Here is a 15,007-nt window from a genome sequence, read left to right as displayed (position 1 = left end):
TCCGTCATTAGTTGAGCACCGATGAAACCAGCAGCTGGGTGTAGGGATGGTGCGGATCGTCCAGCACGCGGTCGGTCAGGCCGCTCTCCACTACGCGGCCCTGCTTCATCACCAGCAGCCGGTGCGCCAGCAGGCGCGCCACGCCGAGATCGTGCGTGACGATAATCACCGCCAGGTTAAGCTCGCGCACCAGAGTACGCAGCAGATCGAGCAGCCTCGCCTGCACCGATACGTCCAGGCCGCCGGTCGGCTCGTCCATAAACACCAGCTTCGGCTGGGTAACGAGGTTGCGGGCAATCTGCAGGCGCTGCTGCATACCGCCCGAAAAGGTGGTGGGCAGATCGTCGATGCGGTTGGGCGCGATCTCCACTTCCTGCAGCCAGCGGCTCGCCTGGGCGCGGATATCGCCATAGTGGCGGTTGCCCACCGCCATCAGCCGCTCGCCGATATTGCCGCCCGCGGTGACCTGCGCGCGCAGCCCGTCAAGCGGATGCTGATGCACCACGCCCCATTCGGTGCGCAGCAGACGGCGACGGTCGCTCTCCGACAGCGCGTAGAGATCGCGCTGGCTGTAGAGAATGTTACCCTGCTGCGGCGTCAGGCGCGCCGACAGGCTGCGCAGCAGCGTGGTTTTGCCGGAGCCAGATTCGCCGACGATGCCGAGCACCTCGCCGGGATAGAGATCGAAGCTCACCTCTTCGAAACCTTTGCCCGGCGCATAGAGGTGCGTCAGGTTATTGACCGCAAGCAGCGGCTGTTCACTGTGCATGTTTCTGTTCCTGCTGCTGGTGGCAAAAATCGGTGTCGGAGCAGACGAAAAGGCGCGTGCCCTGGTCATCCATCACCACCTCGTCGAGATAGCTGTGGCGCGAGCCGCACAGCGCGCAGGGTTCATCCCACTGCTGCACGGTAAAGGGGTGATCCTCAAAGTCGAGGCTCTCAACTTTGGTAAAGGGCGGCAGCGCATAAATACGCTTTTCGCGGCCTGCGCCGAACAACTGCAGCGCGGGCATCATATGCATCTTCGGGTTATCGAATTTCGGGATCGGCGACGGATCCATAACGTAGCGATCGTTAACCTTTACCGGGTAGGCGTAGGTGGTGGCGATATGCCCGTAGCGCGCGATATCTTCATAGAGCTTCACCTGCATCACGCCATACTCCTCCAGCGCGTGCATGGTGCGGGTTTCCGTTTCGCGCGGCTCGATAAAACGCAGCGGTTCCGGGATCGGCACCTGGAAAATCAGGATTTGATCCTCCTCCAGCGGCGTCTCCGGGATGCGGTGACGCGTCTGGATCAGCGTGGCGTCGGTGGTGCGTTCGGTAATCGCCGCGCCGCTGACGCGCTGGAAAAAGCGGCGGATCGATACCGCATTGGTCGTATCGTCCGCGCCCTGGTCAATCACCTTCAGCACATCGGCGTCGCCAATCACGCTGGCGGTGATCTGAATGCCGCCGGTGCCCCAGCCGTAGGGCATCGGCATCTCGCGCCCGGCGAACGGCACCTGATAGCCAGGAATAGCCACCGCTTTCAGAATGGCGCGACGGATGGCGCGCTTGGTCTGCTCGTCGAGATAGCCAGGGTTATAGCCGGTCAGCTCAGCCATGATTGCGCTCCTGATGATCCTGACGCAGGCGCTTCAGCAGCTCCAGCTCCGCCTGGAAATCGACGTAGTGCGGCAGTTTTAAGTGGGAGACGAAGCCAGCGGCCTCGACATTGTCGGCGTGCGCCAGCACGAACTCTTCATCCTGCGCCGGGCTGGTGATGCGTTCGTCATGCTCGCGGGTTTGCAGGGCGCGATCCACCAGCGCCATCGCCATCGCTTTACGCTCGGCGCGGCCGAACACCAGGCCATAGCCGCGGGTAAAGTGCGGCGCTTCTTCGCCGCGAGTGGTGAAGCCGTTAACCATCTCGCATTCGGTCAGCAGCACTTCGCCGATCTCCAGCTCAAAGCCGAGCTCTTCCGGGCAGATGCTGATGCTCAGGTAGCCGGTGCGGATCTCGCCAGCGAAAGGATGGGTACGGCCATAGCCGCGCTGAGTGGAGTAGCCGAGCGCCAGCAGAAAGCCTTCGTCGCCGCGCACCAGCTGTTGCAGGCGCGCCGCGCGGCTGGCCGGAAACTCCATCGGCTCGCGGGTAATATCCACAGGCTCGCTACCGTCATCCGTTTCCCGCGTTGCCAGCCCCTCGTCGCTCATCATGGCGAACATATGGGGGCAGCGCGCGGCCAGCGCCTCGTCGTCGCGCGGTGCGGCAGGCGCTTCGCCGTTAGCCAGCAGAGTAAAGTCGAGCAGGCGGTGGCTGTAGTCATAGGTCGGGCCGAGCACCTGGCCGCCCGGTAGATCCTTATAGACCGCGGAAATACGGCGCTCAAGGCGCATCTCGCCGGTCGCCAGCGGGACGCTGTCGGCGAGCCGCGGCAGCGTGGTGCGGTAGGCGCGCAGCAGGAAGATCGCTTCCACCAGATCGCCGCTCGCCTGCTTGATCGCCAGCGCCGCCAGTTCGGGATCGTAGATACCGCCTTCGGTCATCACGCGATCGACCGCCAGACCCAGCTGTTGCGCGACCTGATCGCAGCCCAGCTCCGCCACCTCGCGCGCGCCGCGCCGCAGATCCGCCTGTAGCTGATGGGCGTTGGCGATCGCCTTCTCGCCCCCTTTAACGGCTACGTACATCAGCACACCTCCACGTCGGTGGTGCGCGGCAGCGCCATCATCGCTTCGCCGCAGGTAAAAATCAGATCGACGCCCTGCGGGAAGGGATGCGGACGGTTGCGCAGATACTCCAGCACGCTCTCCGGCAGCTGCGGCGCGATGGCGCGCGATTCGCGCAGTCCTGGCCCTGAAAGGCGCAGCGTCAGCCCGCCGTTGAGTGACGGCACTTCAATAATCAGCGTGGTGCTCTTTTCCGGCGCGAGGTTGTCGCCTGCGGCGAAATCCGCCGGGCGAGGACTGCTGGCGGCATGGCTCAGCGCGAAAGGCGCGTCGCAGCGTTCGCTCAGCGGCACGCCGGTATGGAAGCGCAGGTTGCTGCGCAGAATATCGTTATCCACCTGCGGATCGATCCACAGCGGGCTTTCCTGATCCACCAGCGTCAGCAATACCGCGGTCGCGGCGGGCGACAGCGTGCCCCAGCCCTGCGCCAGCGGCAGCGAGACCATCACGCCCGGTTCGCTCATCGCTTTCAGAATGCGACGGAACGCGCGCTGCGCATCGGCCACCGGATGGTTAAAACTAGCCAGTAAAGTCATCAGTTGTCTCCGCGTACCAGCGTAAAGAAATCTACTTTTGAGCTGGCGATTTCCCGCGCGCGCAGCTGGCGCTGCTCCTCGCGCAGGGCCGCCAGCGGCGTTATCACTTTTTCCGTCAGCAGCGCATGGGTCTGCGGCTGCTGCAACAGCGCGTCAATCAGGGCGCAGCGCTCGGCGTGCGCCTTGTCGCGTCCCAGCACGTAGCTGTAGCCGAGCGTGCCATCCTCCAGCCGCACCACGGCGCGCGTGACGGTGGCGTCCCCCATGACAAAGCGCTTGCCGCTGGCGCCCATGCGCGCCATCAGGCGCGTCAGACCGATTTCCGCCGGGCGGATCAGCGAGAAGCGCGGCGCGAGATGCAGCGCCTGCCAGTGCTCGGCCAGCGCCGACGCGCTGCTGTGCGCCAGTACCGAAAGCCACTGCTGTCGTTGCGTTAAGCTTTCCATCAATGCTCCAGAGTCAGTTCGATCATGTCGCCGCGCGTCAGGCTGACGGAATATTCCGCCAGCTCGCCGTCGCGGGTTTTGTTCAGGGTGCGCACGCAGAGCAGCGGCGCGTGCAGCGCAATCTCCAGCAAACGGCACTCTTTGGCCTGGGCGCGGCGCGTGCTGATGCGGGTCTGGCTGCGCACCAGCTGGTGGCCGCCCTGCTGTAGCAGAAAGTCGTGCAGCGAGCCGCTGCTGAAGCGCTGCAGCGACGGCCACCAGTTCAGGTCAGGCAGAAAGTGGTTAATCACACAGACCGGCACGCCGTTAACCCGGCGCAGGGTCCGCAGATGAATAACGCTGTCGCCTTCGACGACCCCCAGCGCGCTGGCGACGTCGGCGCTGGCCGGACGCACCACCGCCAGCAGCCGCTCGCTGGTGGGATGGCTGCCCTGCTCCATCAGGTTCTGACTGAAGCGCGCCTGCGCATGCAGCGGATAGTCGTAAGGACGCATCAGCACCAGGATGCCGACGCCATGACGGCGCTGTAGCAGCCCTTTATTGACCAGTTCGTCCACCGCGCGGCGCAGCGTGTGGCGGTTGACCTCATAGCGTTCGGCCAGCTGCTGTTCGGAAGGCAGATAGTCGCCGCTGCGGTAGTTCTCCCGCAGCGCCTGCTCAAGCTGCGCGGCGACGGCCTGGTAAACAGTGGTCGGATGTCTGGATATCTCCATCTTGAACAGATCCTCAACCTTGACTGAGTGGGGAAAGCAGCGGTAAGCCCGGCTGCGTGTTGGGCATTACCTTGACCTGCGCAGATGACAGGATGGTGACTGTGCAGTGACGCGACGATGAATTCGCCTGCAGCCGTGAAAAGGGTCAGCTGTTTGATAAGAAGCATTAAACTTTTTACTCAGCGAAACGGCGCAGAGATTTTATTGTTTTTTCAATAACAAACTGTGAGACCAGCGGTCGTGCAGGCTGAGGGATTTCTGCTAGTTTATTAACTGATACATCCTTGTTACGTGAAAAATGAAAATGATTAACAGCGCCAAACTTTCCGCGGGTTTTCGCGGCAGTTTTATTCGTGAAGTGTTATTGCCGCTGGCGGCGATCCTGCTCCTGACGCTAACGGGCGCCGGAACCGGCCTCTTTCTCAGTACCTCCATCACTAATCAGAAAGCGCTGGCGCAACAGCAGAGGATGATCCAGGCCTCATTTACGCAGAGCCTGGCGGAACATCAGCGCCAGCTGCACAGCCTGTCGCGCTGGACACCGCTGGAAGAGCATCTTGAAGCGGTTCAGCCCGACCAGCGCTGGCTGGATGATAATGTCGGCCGCTGGCTCTATGAGATGTTCGGCCACCAGCTGATTATGGTGCTGGACGATGCCCGTCGGCCGGTGCAGGCGTGGCGCGACGGCGCGCTTTTGTCGTCGCCGGAGCGCGATCCCAGAGTACAGGCGATTCTGGCCAACAGGCTGCTGCGCGCCGACCCCCGGCAGGAGGTGGCGGATTTCGCCCGTATTGACGGCCGCGTGGCGGCGCTGGCGATCGACGACATCCGCCGCGATATGCAGTCGGCGCCCCGCTACCGGCTGGTCAGCCTGAAGTTTCTGGACGACGGCTACCTCGCCGCCCTGGCGGAGCGCAGCCAGTTAAAAGGGCTGAGCTTTTCCGACACCGGCGCGCCGCCCACCGCTCCGGCGCGCTTTATGCTGACGTCGCAGGCGGGAAGCGGGGTCGGCTACATCAACTGGGATCCGGTGCGGCCCGGCGCCGAGATGCTGCGCTCCGTCGGCCCCTCGACCGGTATCGCCGTGCTGGTGGTAACGCTGCTTTGCCTCTATATGGTGCGCCGCCTCTGGATCTCTTCCCTTAATTTGTCGCAATCGATGCTGAAGCTCGGCGCCAGCGAAGCGCAGGCGCTGCACCTGGCGTTTCATGATGTGCTGACCGGCCTGCCGAATCGCGCGCTGGTAGAGGAACGGCTGACCCAGGCGCTGGCGCAGGCGACGCGACAGGAGCAGCGCGTGGCGCTGATGCTGATTGACCTCGACCGGTTTAAAAATATCAATGACACCTATGGCCATCACGCTGGCGACGAGCTGATTATTGCCGTGGCCCAGCGCCTTTCCGGGCTGGTGCGCGCCAGCGATACGGTGGGACGCATCGGCGGCGACGAATTTATCCTGGTAATGCCGGAAGTTGAAAACATCGGGCAGGTACAGGCGCTGGCGCAGCGTATTCTCGACGCGCTCAGTCAGCCTTTTCCGCTGTTTGGCGGCGAGGTATGGAGCGGCGCCAGCATCGGGCTGGTGCTGGCACCGGAAGATGGTCTGGATCGCCAGGAGCTGGTACGCAAAGCGGATATTGCGCTCTACGAAGCCAAAAGCAGCGGGCGCGGCAAATATCGCCAGTTTGAAAGGGAGATGGATGAGTCGATACGCACGCGGCAGAGCATAGCTGCCGATCTGCGCGCCGCGCTGCAAAGCTATCAGGGGCTGGCGGTCTGGTATCAGCCGCTGATGGATATCGACGGGAAAAATATGGTGGGCGTCGAAGCGCTGCTGCGCTGGGATCATCCAACGCGCGGCGCTATTCCGCCAGGGGATTTTATCGCTATCGCCGAAGAGACCGGGTTGATCATTCCGCTGGGCGAGTGGGTGCTGCGCCAGGCCTGCCTGACCCAGCAGCGTTTCCCCGATTTAATGGTGGCGGTGAATGTGTCGCCGGTGCAGTTCCGCGCCACAGGGTTTGTGGCGCGCATGGTCGATATCGTGCGCGAAAGCGGCGGCGATCCCCAGCGTATTGAGCTGGAGATCACCGAAGGGGTGCTGATTGAAAACGAGCATGAGGCGCGCGCCATTATCATCGCGCTGCGCGACGCGGGCTTCCGCATCGCGCTGGACGACTTCGGCACCGGCTACTCCAGCCTGAACTATCTCAGCACCTTTCCGGTGGATAAGATCAAGATCGATCGCTCCTTTACCCAGTCGCTGGGCGTGGCGGAGAATTCCGTGGCGATTATCGAGTCAGTGGTGAAGCTGGGGCATGCGATGGGGCTGACCGTCACCGCTGAGGGGGTTGAAACGCCGGGACAGATGAGCGCGCTGGCCGATGCGGGATGCAATCAGCTGCAGGGCTATCTGTTCAGCAAAGCGGTTCCGCTTGAGCGGCTGGGCGACTGGATGAGCTAGCGGAAAAGCGCGCGCTGACGGAGAGCGCGCGCACACGATTATTCCGGGAAGTCAGTCTCGATGGAGGTCTGCTTCCAGGCTTCAATCTGCGCCAGACGCTCTTTCAGCTTCGCCGTGACCGCCTCATAGCCCCACTCGCCCATCACCAGATGACGCGGCGGATTAGCCTGTTCGGTGATGGCGATCATCGCCCGCGCCGCCCGCGCCGGATCGCCTTTCTGCGTACCGCTATATTCTGCGGTCGCCTTCATGCGCGCCGCAGCGGTCTCCGCATACTCCGGCAGCGTGCTCGGCGTCTGATGCAGCGAACGGCCCGCCCAGTCGGTACGGAACGGGCCCGGCTCAACGCAGGTGACGTGAATGCCAAGCGACGCGGTTTCCGCCGCCAGCGAGTCCGACCAGCCTTCAACCGCGTGTTTACTGGCAGAGTAGTAGCCGGAGCTGGCGAAGCCGATAAAGCCCGCTACCGAGGTAATATTGATGACATGACCGCGACGCTGCTGGCGCATGGTGGGCAGCACGGCGCGCGTCAGGGCGAAAAGGCCGAAAACGTTCGCTTCGAACTGGTCGCGGATCGCCTGATCTTCGCCCTCTTCCACCGAGCTCTGATAGCCGTAGCCAGCGTTATTCACCAGCACGTCTATGGTGCTGAACTTTTCCAGCGCCGCGTTCACCGCGCTGTCGATGCTGTCAGCGCGCGTGACGTCAAGCCTCACCGCCAGCGCGTTGCTGCGGCCGTCAACCAGATCGGCCACTTTGGAAGTGTCGCGCGCCGTTACCACCACGTTAAAGCCGCGCGCAATGGCCTGTTGCGCCAGTTCGCGGCCAAAACCTGTCGAGCATCCCGAAATAAACCACACCGGATTTTTATCTGTAGCCATGAGTGACTCCCAAATGGATTGTGGCGAATCGCCTGTGCCCCGACGCGAATGGCCAGGGGAAAGAGAGAGGCTAAGAGTAGCGGCCCGCGACGGGGCCGCTTAACGCTTTGTGCCTCTTACTTTTTATGCAGTAACTGGCTGGCGGTATCGCTGATGATCTGCGCTGCGCCGCGATCGCCTTTCGCCATTGAACTCATAAAGGCTTTCGCCTGCTTGAAGGTAATATGGGGCGGCAATGGCGCCACCTCCGGATCGGTTTTCACCTCCAGCACGACCGGACGATCGGCGCTCAACGCACGGCGCCACGCATCTTCCAGCTCATCCGGGTTATCGACGAAGATACCCTGCAGACCAAGCGTTTCCGCAAACTGGGCGTAGCGCACATCCGGCAGCTGCTGCGTCGCCTCGAAGCGCGCGTTGCCCTCCATGACCCGCTGCTCCCAGGTGACCTGATTAAGATCCTGGTTATTAAAGACGCACACGATAAGGCGCGGATCGCTCCACTGCTGCCAGTATTTTTGAATGGTGATCAGCTCCGCCATATTGTTCATCTGCATCGCGCCGTCGCCCACCAGCGCGACCACCGGCTTATCGGGATGGGCGAATTTCGCAGCGATAGCATACGGCACCGCCGCGCCCATGCAGGCCAGGCCGCCAGAGAGCGAAGCGCGCTGGCCCTGCTTAACGCGATAGTCGCGAGCGAACCAGTTGGCGCAGGAGCCGGAATCGGAGGTGACGATGGCGTTATCAGGCAGCTGCGGCGACATTTCCCACACCACGCGCTGCGGGTTAACCGGGTTGGCGGGCGCGTGGGCACGATCTTCCATCACCTTCCACCAGTCGCGCACCTGTACCGCGATCTCCTCCTGCCAGCTGCGGTCCTCTTTATGTTCCAGCAGCGGCAGCAGCGCGCGCAGGGTTTCCGCCGCATCACCGTGCAGGTTGACTTCGCAGGGGTAACGCAGGCCGAGCATCGCCGGGTCGATATCGATCTGAACCGCGCGCGCCTTGCCCTCTTCCGGCAGGAACTCGGTCCAGGGGAAGCCGCTGCCGATCATCAGCAGCGTGTCGCAGTTCTGCATCAGCTCCCACGACGGTTTGGTGCCGAGCAGGCCAATAGAGCCGGTGACGAAAGGCGCGTCGTCCGGCAGCACATCCTTGCCGAGCAGCGCCTTGGCGACGCCTGCCGCCAGCACGTTAGCGGTCTGCACCACCTCCACCGCCGCGCCGCGCGCGCCTGCGCCAATCAGAATGGCAACCTTTTTACCGGCGTTAAGCACTTCGGCAGCGCGCTGCAAATCCGCCTCGTAAGGCACGACTTTAGGGCGCTGATAGCCGGGGCCGGAATGGGTAAAGCCGTGCAGATGTTTCGGCGCTTCCCAGGGTTCGTCCTGAATATCCTTCGGCACAATCACGACCGCCACGCCGTTTTGTGCTTTGGCGATGCGCACGCCGCGATCGATCAGATGACACACCTGCGCGGGCGCGGCGGCTTCCTGCACGAAGTTAGCTACGTCGGCGAAGACGCGATCCAGATTCATCTCCTGCTGATAGCTGGCGCCGCGCGCCGTCACTTCCGCCTGGCCAGCAATCGCCAGCACCGGCGCGTGATCCATTTTTGCGTCGTAGAGGCCGGTGAGCAGATGGGTCGCGCCCGGTCCGCCGGTTGAGAGGCAGACACCCATCTCACCGGTAAATTTGGCGTGACCGGCCGCCATAAAGGCCGCCATCTCTTCGTGCCGCACCTGAATAAATTCAATGCCGTCGCCCTTCTCATTGGCGCGCTGGATGGCGCCGAGCACGCCGTTAATGCCGTCGCCGGGATAGCCGTAAATACGGGTTACGCCCCAGGCCTTCAGCCGCTGCACAAAGAAATCGCTGGTTTTCATGCTCATCGTTGTCGCCTCCTTGAAAATCCGTGTCAGAGATTAAGGGTAGACGACAATCTGGCTTATCCGCCTGCTAATGCAGGAAAGCGCAGCCGTAAATCGCTGAATATTTGTGCCATATCCGCCGCTTCACCTGCCTGTTCGACGGCGCGAAACACCTGAGTTTTCAGAAAATGACGCCAGCTCACCGGCGCGTCGGCGAGAAAGGCGGTGAGCAAGCGGTAGCGCTCCGGTGTCCAGCACGCTTCAAACGCCTGGCGCGCCTCGCCGTGATGAAAATGCGCCTTCGCCTGCTGCGGCATCGCGGCGCGCAGCTGCGCTGTCGCCGCCGCATCTACCTCGCCATCTGTTATCACCACGCCATACTGCTCGCGCGCCGCCGCCGCGCTGAGAAAACCGCAGCGCACATCGCTGAGTACCGCCCCGACGTCGCGCAGCACGGGCAGGCCGTAGCCGCCCGCGCCAGGCCCGCGCACCTCGACCACATCGCCCGGCTGGCAGTGAATTACGTCGCGGTTGCCGTGCTCCAGCACCTTGCCGTCGCGCAGGGTGCGAAAATGAGAAAGGCCGCCCGCGCAGCCGCCCGCCGCGCCCGCCGAGGCGAATACCGAACGGTTGCGGTTGCGCGCGGTAACGGTGGTCTCCGGCGTGAAGATCTCGAAGGCCATTTCGGTCGCCAGTCCGCCGCGAAAGCGTCCGGGTCCGGCGCTGTCGGGCGCCAGACCGTAGCGCAGGAAGCGAATGGGCACTTCCGCTTCGTTGACCTCAATCGGGGTGTTTTTCAGGAAGGCGGAAAGCCCGCCCGATCCATCCGGGCCGTCGTGACGCGGCGTGCCGCCCGCGCCGCCGCCGACTGGCCCGAGCGATGCCACTACGCTGCGGTTGTGCGCGTCCAGCGTGCGAATATTCATAATCGAGTTGCCGCCCGGCGAGTTCGCTGGCAGTCGCTCCGGCAGCGCCAGTGAAAAAACGCCGACGGTGGCGATTTGCGACAGGGCGCAGGTAAGCGATCGCATGCCGACGGCGGCAGGCGCTTCGCAGTTCATCACCGTGCCTGGTGGCAAGACAGCGCGCGTCGGGCGCAGCGTGCCGGCGTTAAGCAGCAGCCCGGGGTTGAGCGTCGACAGCACGTAGGTGACGCCGACCAGCGCCAGCGGATGGCGCTCGCGGCCGCCGGTCGGCATATTCAGCGACGAGGCGAGCTGCGGATCGCTGCCGGTGTAGTCCAGCTCCAGCGTATCGTCGCGCACGCGCAGGGTGATCGCCACGCGGCAGGGATAGCCGCCTTCGCCATCTTCATCAGCGTAATCGGCGTAAAAATAGTCGCCGTCAGGGATGGTGCGGATAATGGCGCGCGCCTGTTGTTCGGCATAGTCGAGAATTCCCTCGATCCCCTGCAGGAAATCAGCGACGCCGAAGCGGGCGATGATCTCATGGATCTTACGCTCGCCGATATTGACCGAGGCGATCTGCGCCTTAAAGTCGCCCCAGTTCTGCTCCGGCACGCGCACGTTAAGGCGCAGGATACGCGCCACATCCTCATTCAGCTCGCCGTCGCGCACGATCCTGAGCGGCGGAATGCGGATGCCCTCCTGCACAATGTCGGTAAGCGAGCGCGACAGCGAGGCGGGCACCGCACCGCCGATATCGGTATTGTGAATATGGCCGACGACAAAGCAGACGATTTCACCGGCGTAAAATACCGGCTTCCAGATATGAATATCGGGCGAATGGGTCGCTACATTGCCTGCATAAGCGTCGTTGGTGATGCAGATGTCCCCTTCGCGATAGTCGCCGATCAGCGTCAGCACAGGCGCATAGTCGATGCCGCTGTACCAGGGCGCGCCAAAGCTACGCGGCGAGGCGAAGGCCAGCCCGTCGCGGCTGACTATCTGGCAGGAGAAATCTTCAGTCTCTTTCACAAAGGTGGAGTGCGCGGTGCGCATCAGGGTAAACGCCATCGCGTCGGCCGCCGCCGCGCAGTAGTTGGCGAGAATTTGCAGGTTACGTCCGTCAATAGCCATGATTACGGCTCCTCGCCCAGGGGGGTAATTAACAGGTTGCCGAAACTGTCCACCTCTACCTGCATGCGCGGCGGCACGCAGGTGGTGCAGTCATCCTGCGCCACGATGACCGGCCCGCGCAGCTGGTGGCCGGGGCGCAGCGCAGCGCGCAGCACCAGATCGACCTGATGGAAGGCGCCATCTATCCACGCCTCAACCCGCTTCGACGCCTGCACCGGTTCGCTGGCCGCCGGGAGCGTTTTCAGCGTGGGTTTCGGCGTGGGTGAAGCGATTACCAGCCGCAGGTTGATGAGCTGTACCGGCGCGGCGGCATCGCTGTGGCCGAACAGCTGATGATGCTGCCGGTCGAAAGCCGCATGCAGCGCCGCCACGTCAGCGCTCGCCAGCCACGCCGCCTCCAGCGGCACGTCAATCTCGAACGACTGGCCGCGATAGCGCATATCGGCGCTGAACTGCAGCGTGAACGGCATCTCTTTGCCATGCTCCGCCGCCAGCCAGGCCTGCGCCCGCTGGCTCAGGCTCTCCGCCTCGGTCGCCAGCCGGTCCGCCAGCTGCGCGTTGAGATCGCTATAGAGCGTGCGGATAAAGTCATTGCGGATATCCGCCACCAGCCCGCCCAGCGCCGACAGCACGCCGGGTGTCGGCGGCACGATAACGCCTTTCATATTGAGTTCGCGCGCCAGAAAGCAGCCCATCATCGGCCCCGCGCCGCCAAAGGCGAGGAACCAGAATTCACGCGGGTCGAGGCCAAAACGCGACAGCAGGCCGCTGGTGTCGCTGTACATGCTGGAGATCGCCAGCTCAATGGCGGTTTCCGCGGTCTGCTCCACCGACACGCCGAGGCGATCGGCCAGCGGCTGCCAGGCCGCGCGCGCCGCGGCGACATCGACCTGCACCGCGTGGTAGCCGAGATCGCCATGGCCGATCATGCCGCAGGCGGCGAAGGCGTCAGTGGCGGTTGGCTGGGTGCCGCCGCGCTGGAAGCAGACCGGGCCAGGCAGTGAACCGGCGCTGTCCGGCCCCATTTGCATAACGCCCTGCGCGTCGATCCACGCCAGCGAACCGCCGCCCTGCCCGACCGAGGTCACCGCCACCGAAGGAATATAGACCGGGAAGTCGCCGATCATCTCGCCGTTGCCCTGCGCCACTTCGCCGTTAATAATCACCGCCACGTCGGCGCTGGTGCCACCGATATCGAGGCTGAGGATGCGATCAAAACCGCAGGCGCTGGCGAGATAGCTGGCGCCGATAACGCCCGAGGCGGTGCCGGAAAGCACCATCTGCACGCATTCGCGCTTCGCCTGCTCGACGCCCATCACCCCGCCGTTGGATTTGGTGATGCGCGGCGGCGTCGTCACGCCTCTGGCGCGCAGCGCGCTTTCAAACTTTTCCAGATAGTTGATGACCATCGGCTGCACGTAGGCGTTGATGGTGGCGGTGATGGTGCGCTCATATTCGCGAATAATCGGCCAGATATCGGCAGAGCAACAGGTGAGCAGATCGGGCGCGACCTCCTCGACAATCGCCTTGACCGCCGCCTCGTTATGCCGGTTGCGGTAGCTGTGCAGCAGCGACACCACGATGCCCTGACAGCCCGCCTCACGCGCTCGCTCAATGGCCGCCAGCACGCTCTGGCGATCCACGGCCTGTAGCACTCTGCCGTCGCGGTCGGTGCGCTCGCGAATAGCGAAAACGCGGTCGCGGCTTATCAGCGGCGTGGGCCGACGGGAAAAGAGATCGTGAATATGGGGGATTTTCAGCCGCGCCAGCTCCAGCACGTCGCAGAAGCCTTCGGTGGCAAACAGCGCCAGCCGGACGCCGCGCCGCTGGATCACTGCGTTAATGCCGACCGTGGTGCCGTGGGTAAAGTAGCCAATTTCTGCCGGGTCAAGGCCGTCGCGCTCGGCAAACTGCGCCAGCCCGGTCAGAATTTCGCTGCCAGGCGCATCGGGCCGCGACAGCACTTTCAGAGTATGGATCTGGTTAGTTTGCCGATCCAGCACGGCGAAATCGGTAAAAGATCCGCCAATGTCTACGCCAACGCGGTAACGCATCTGTGTCGCTCCAGTGTCAGGAGAGAGGGAACTCCATCAGCTTGTGCGGCTCCTGCACTGTGCGCCAGCCGAGCCGCTGGTAGAGCTGATGGGCATCGTTTGTTGAAAGCATCCAGCGACGCACCGTGGCAAGCTCAGGGTGTTCGCGCACGCAGCTTGCCAGCCAGCTGCCTAAGCCATGTCCGCGCCACGCCTCGTCGATAATCACATCGCACAGCCAGCCGAAACGGGTGTAATCGGTAATCAGCCGTCCAAAGCCGATCTGCGCATCGACGTGGTAAAGCCCGAACGGCAGCGACGCGGCAACCGCCCGCTCGGTTGTGGCGCGCGACTGCCCTTTCGCCCAGTAAGAGCGTTCGGCCAGCTGGTAATGGATCCAGTCCATGTCCAGCCGTGTCCGTTTGGTGGAGAGGGTAAAGTCGTCGCGCTGCCAGATATGGTCGGCAATTATTAGTGCAGTCATTAATAACTCCTTGTCGCGGCATGGGTTTATAGTAAATGCGCCCGGTCAGCCGACGCGGCTGAAGAGGCGCGGCGAACCAGTCAGATAAGGTGAAAAACGGGCTGAAATGAAATTTTATGCTGCCTGAAAGCGCAGGGTTCGGCACTAAAAAAAGCCCCTTATGGGGCTGAGTGTCCTGAGGCGTTTTTTTCGAATACGATGGCCCCGGTTACCGGGCAAAAAGAAGAGGAAGCTGTTGCGTTTAGACCGTGCCCAGCACATCGTTTTGCCGCGTAATCAGCGAGCGCAACGGTACGCTGCTCTTCATTACCGGCGATTTGATCACGATATAGCTAAAGTATTTATCAATGCCGATCTGCGCATCGAGCATCTTCTCAATCACTTCCTGATAGTGCTCAATGCTGCGGGTGATAAAGCGCAGCAAATAGTCGTAACCACCGGTGATCAGGTGGCACTCCATCAGCTCATCGACCTCGCGCAGCGCGCTTTCGAACTTCATAAAATCTTCGCGGCGATGGCCGGAGAGCGTCACTTCGGTAAAGACCGTAACCGAATCGGTGATTTTGGTGAGATTGATATGGGCTTCATAGCCGGTGATAAAGCCCGCCTGCTCAAGGCGCTTGACGCGCTGCAGGCACGGGCTGGGCGAAAGTCCCACGGCATCGGCGAGATTAACGTTGCTGATACGGCCATCTTTTTGCAGTTGCACCAGGATGTTGATATCAATGCGGTCAAGTTTCATTAAGCCGTTCATACCACCCCTCATTGTTAACCAATTGTGCAGGACGTGCTGATGGTATAACACGCTTTGCGCCGCCAGCG

At 62.6% G+C, this 15,007-nt stretch carries 13 protein-coding genes; 1 reads left to right on the top strand and 12 read right to left on the bottom strand.

Annotation, left to right across the window (positions count from 1 at the left end; translation table 11 throughout):
• Window positions 1-7: 7 nt before the first annotated feature.
• Genes phnK through phnF form a run of 6 tightly spaced genes read right to left on the bottom strand, consistent with a single transcriptional unit; the run spans window position 8 to window position 4,410 of the window.
• Window positions 8-769, bottom strand: a complete 762-nt coding sequence (phnK, locus tag D7S44_RS07445; RefSeq protein ID WP_120453488.1) for a phosphonate C-P lyase system protein PhnK — start codon at window positions 767-769, stop codon at window positions 8-10.
• Window positions 759-1,607 carry an alpha-D-ribose 1-methylphosphonate 5-phosphate C-P-lyase PhnJ gene (locus D7S44_RS07440; protein WP_120453486.1) on the bottom strand — a complete coding sequence of 283 codons (849 nt, stop codon included), beginning with the start codon at window positions 1,605-1,607 and terminating at the stop codon, window positions 759-761. Before D7S44_RS07440 ends, phnK begins: the two co-directional genes overlap by 11 nt.
• Window positions 1,600-2,676 carry a carbon-phosphorus lyase complex subunit gene (locus tag D7S44_RS07435; protein WP_120453484.1) on the bottom strand — a complete coding sequence of 359 codons (1,077 nt, stop codon included), beginning with the start codon at window positions 2,674-2,676 and terminating at the stop codon, window positions 1,600-1,602. The genes D7S44_RS07440 and D7S44_RS07435 overlap by 8 nt, the downstream gene beginning before the upstream one ends.
• Window positions 2,676-3,251 carry a phosphonate C-P lyase system protein PhnH gene (phnH, locus tag D7S44_RS07430; RefSeq protein ID WP_120453482.1) on the bottom strand — a complete coding sequence of 192 codons (576 nt, stop codon included), beginning with the start codon at window positions 3,249-3,251 and terminating at the stop codon, window positions 2,676-2,678. The genes D7S44_RS07435 and phnH overlap by 1 nt, the downstream gene beginning before the upstream one ends.
• A complete protein-coding gene (phnG, locus tag D7S44_RS07425) occupies window positions 3,251-3,697 on the bottom strand; it encodes a phosphonate C-P lyase system protein PhnG (protein ID WP_120453474.1) in 447 nt (148 codons plus the stop codon). Before phnG ends, phnH begins: the two co-directional genes overlap by 1 nt.
• A complete protein-coding gene (gene phnF, locus D7S44_RS07420; RefSeq protein WP_120453472.1) occupies window positions 3,697-4,410 on the bottom strand; it encodes a phosphonate metabolism transcriptional regulator PhnF in 714 nt (237 codons plus the stop codon). The genes phnG and phnF overlap by 1 nt, the downstream gene beginning before the upstream one ends.
• 304 nt (window positions 4,411-4,714) lie before the next feature.
• Here phnF and D7S44_RS07415 point away from each other — a divergent pair, with 304 nt between their 5' ends.
• Entirely contained in the window at window positions 4,715-6,874 is a 2,160-nt protein-coding gene (locus D7S44_RS07415) for a putative bifunctional diguanylate cyclase/phosphodiesterase (RefSeq protein WP_120453471.1), read from the top strand.
• A 38-nt stretch (window positions 6,875-6,912) separates the two neighbouring features.
• On the opposite strand, the gene D7S44_RS07410 is transcribed toward D7S44_RS07415, so the two are convergent.
• From D7S44_RS07410 to D7S44_RS07385, 6 genes are all read right to left on the bottom strand, one after another.
• Window positions 6,913-7,755 carry an oxidoreductase gene (locus D7S44_RS07410; protein ID WP_120453469.1) on the bottom strand — a complete coding sequence of 281 codons (843 nt, stop codon included), beginning with the start codon at window positions 7,753-7,755 and terminating at the stop codon, window positions 6,913-6,915.
• Window positions 7,756-7,871: 116 nt separating this feature from the next.
• A complete protein-coding gene (locus D7S44_RS07405) occupies window positions 7,872-9,650 on the bottom strand; it encodes a thiamine pyrophosphate-requiring protein (protein WP_120453467.1) in 1,779 nt (592 codons plus the stop codon).
• A 56-nt stretch (window positions 9,651-9,706) separates the two neighbouring features.
• Window positions 9,707-11,668, bottom strand: coding sequence for a hydantoinase B/oxoprolinase family protein (locus D7S44_RS07400; protein ID WP_120453466.1), 1,962 nt, complete (start codon window positions 11,666-11,668; stop codon window positions 9,707-9,709).
• 2 nt (window positions 11,669-11,670) lie between these two features.
• Window positions 11,671-13,722, bottom strand: coding sequence for a hydantoinase/oxoprolinase family protein (locus tag D7S44_RS07395; protein WP_120453464.1), 2,052 nt, complete (start codon window positions 13,720-13,722; stop codon window positions 11,671-11,673).
• Window positions 13,723-13,738: 16 nt separating this feature from the next.
• On the bottom strand, window positions 13,739-14,185 hold the full coding sequence (locus D7S44_RS07390; protein WP_120453462.1) for a GNAT family N-acetyltransferase: 447 nt from the start codon (window positions 14,183-14,185) through the stop codon (window positions 13,739-13,741).
• Between the two features lie 241 nt (window positions 14,186-14,426).
• Window positions 14,427-14,939, bottom strand: a complete 513-nt coding sequence (locus D7S44_RS07385; RefSeq protein ID WP_120453460.1) for an Lrp/AsnC family transcriptional regulator — start codon at window positions 14,937-14,939, stop codon at window positions 14,427-14,429.
• Between the last annotated feature and the right edge of the window lie 68 nt (window positions 14,940-15,007).

It is taken from the genome of Pantoea piersonii, assembly GCF_003612015.1.
Classification (GTDB): Bacteria; Pseudomonadota; Gammaproteobacteria; order Enterobacterales; family Enterobacteriaceae; genus Pantoea; species Pantoea piersonii.
Note: the sequence above shows the minus strand (reverse complement) of the source record. Positions and strands in the feature narration are given on the sequence as shown.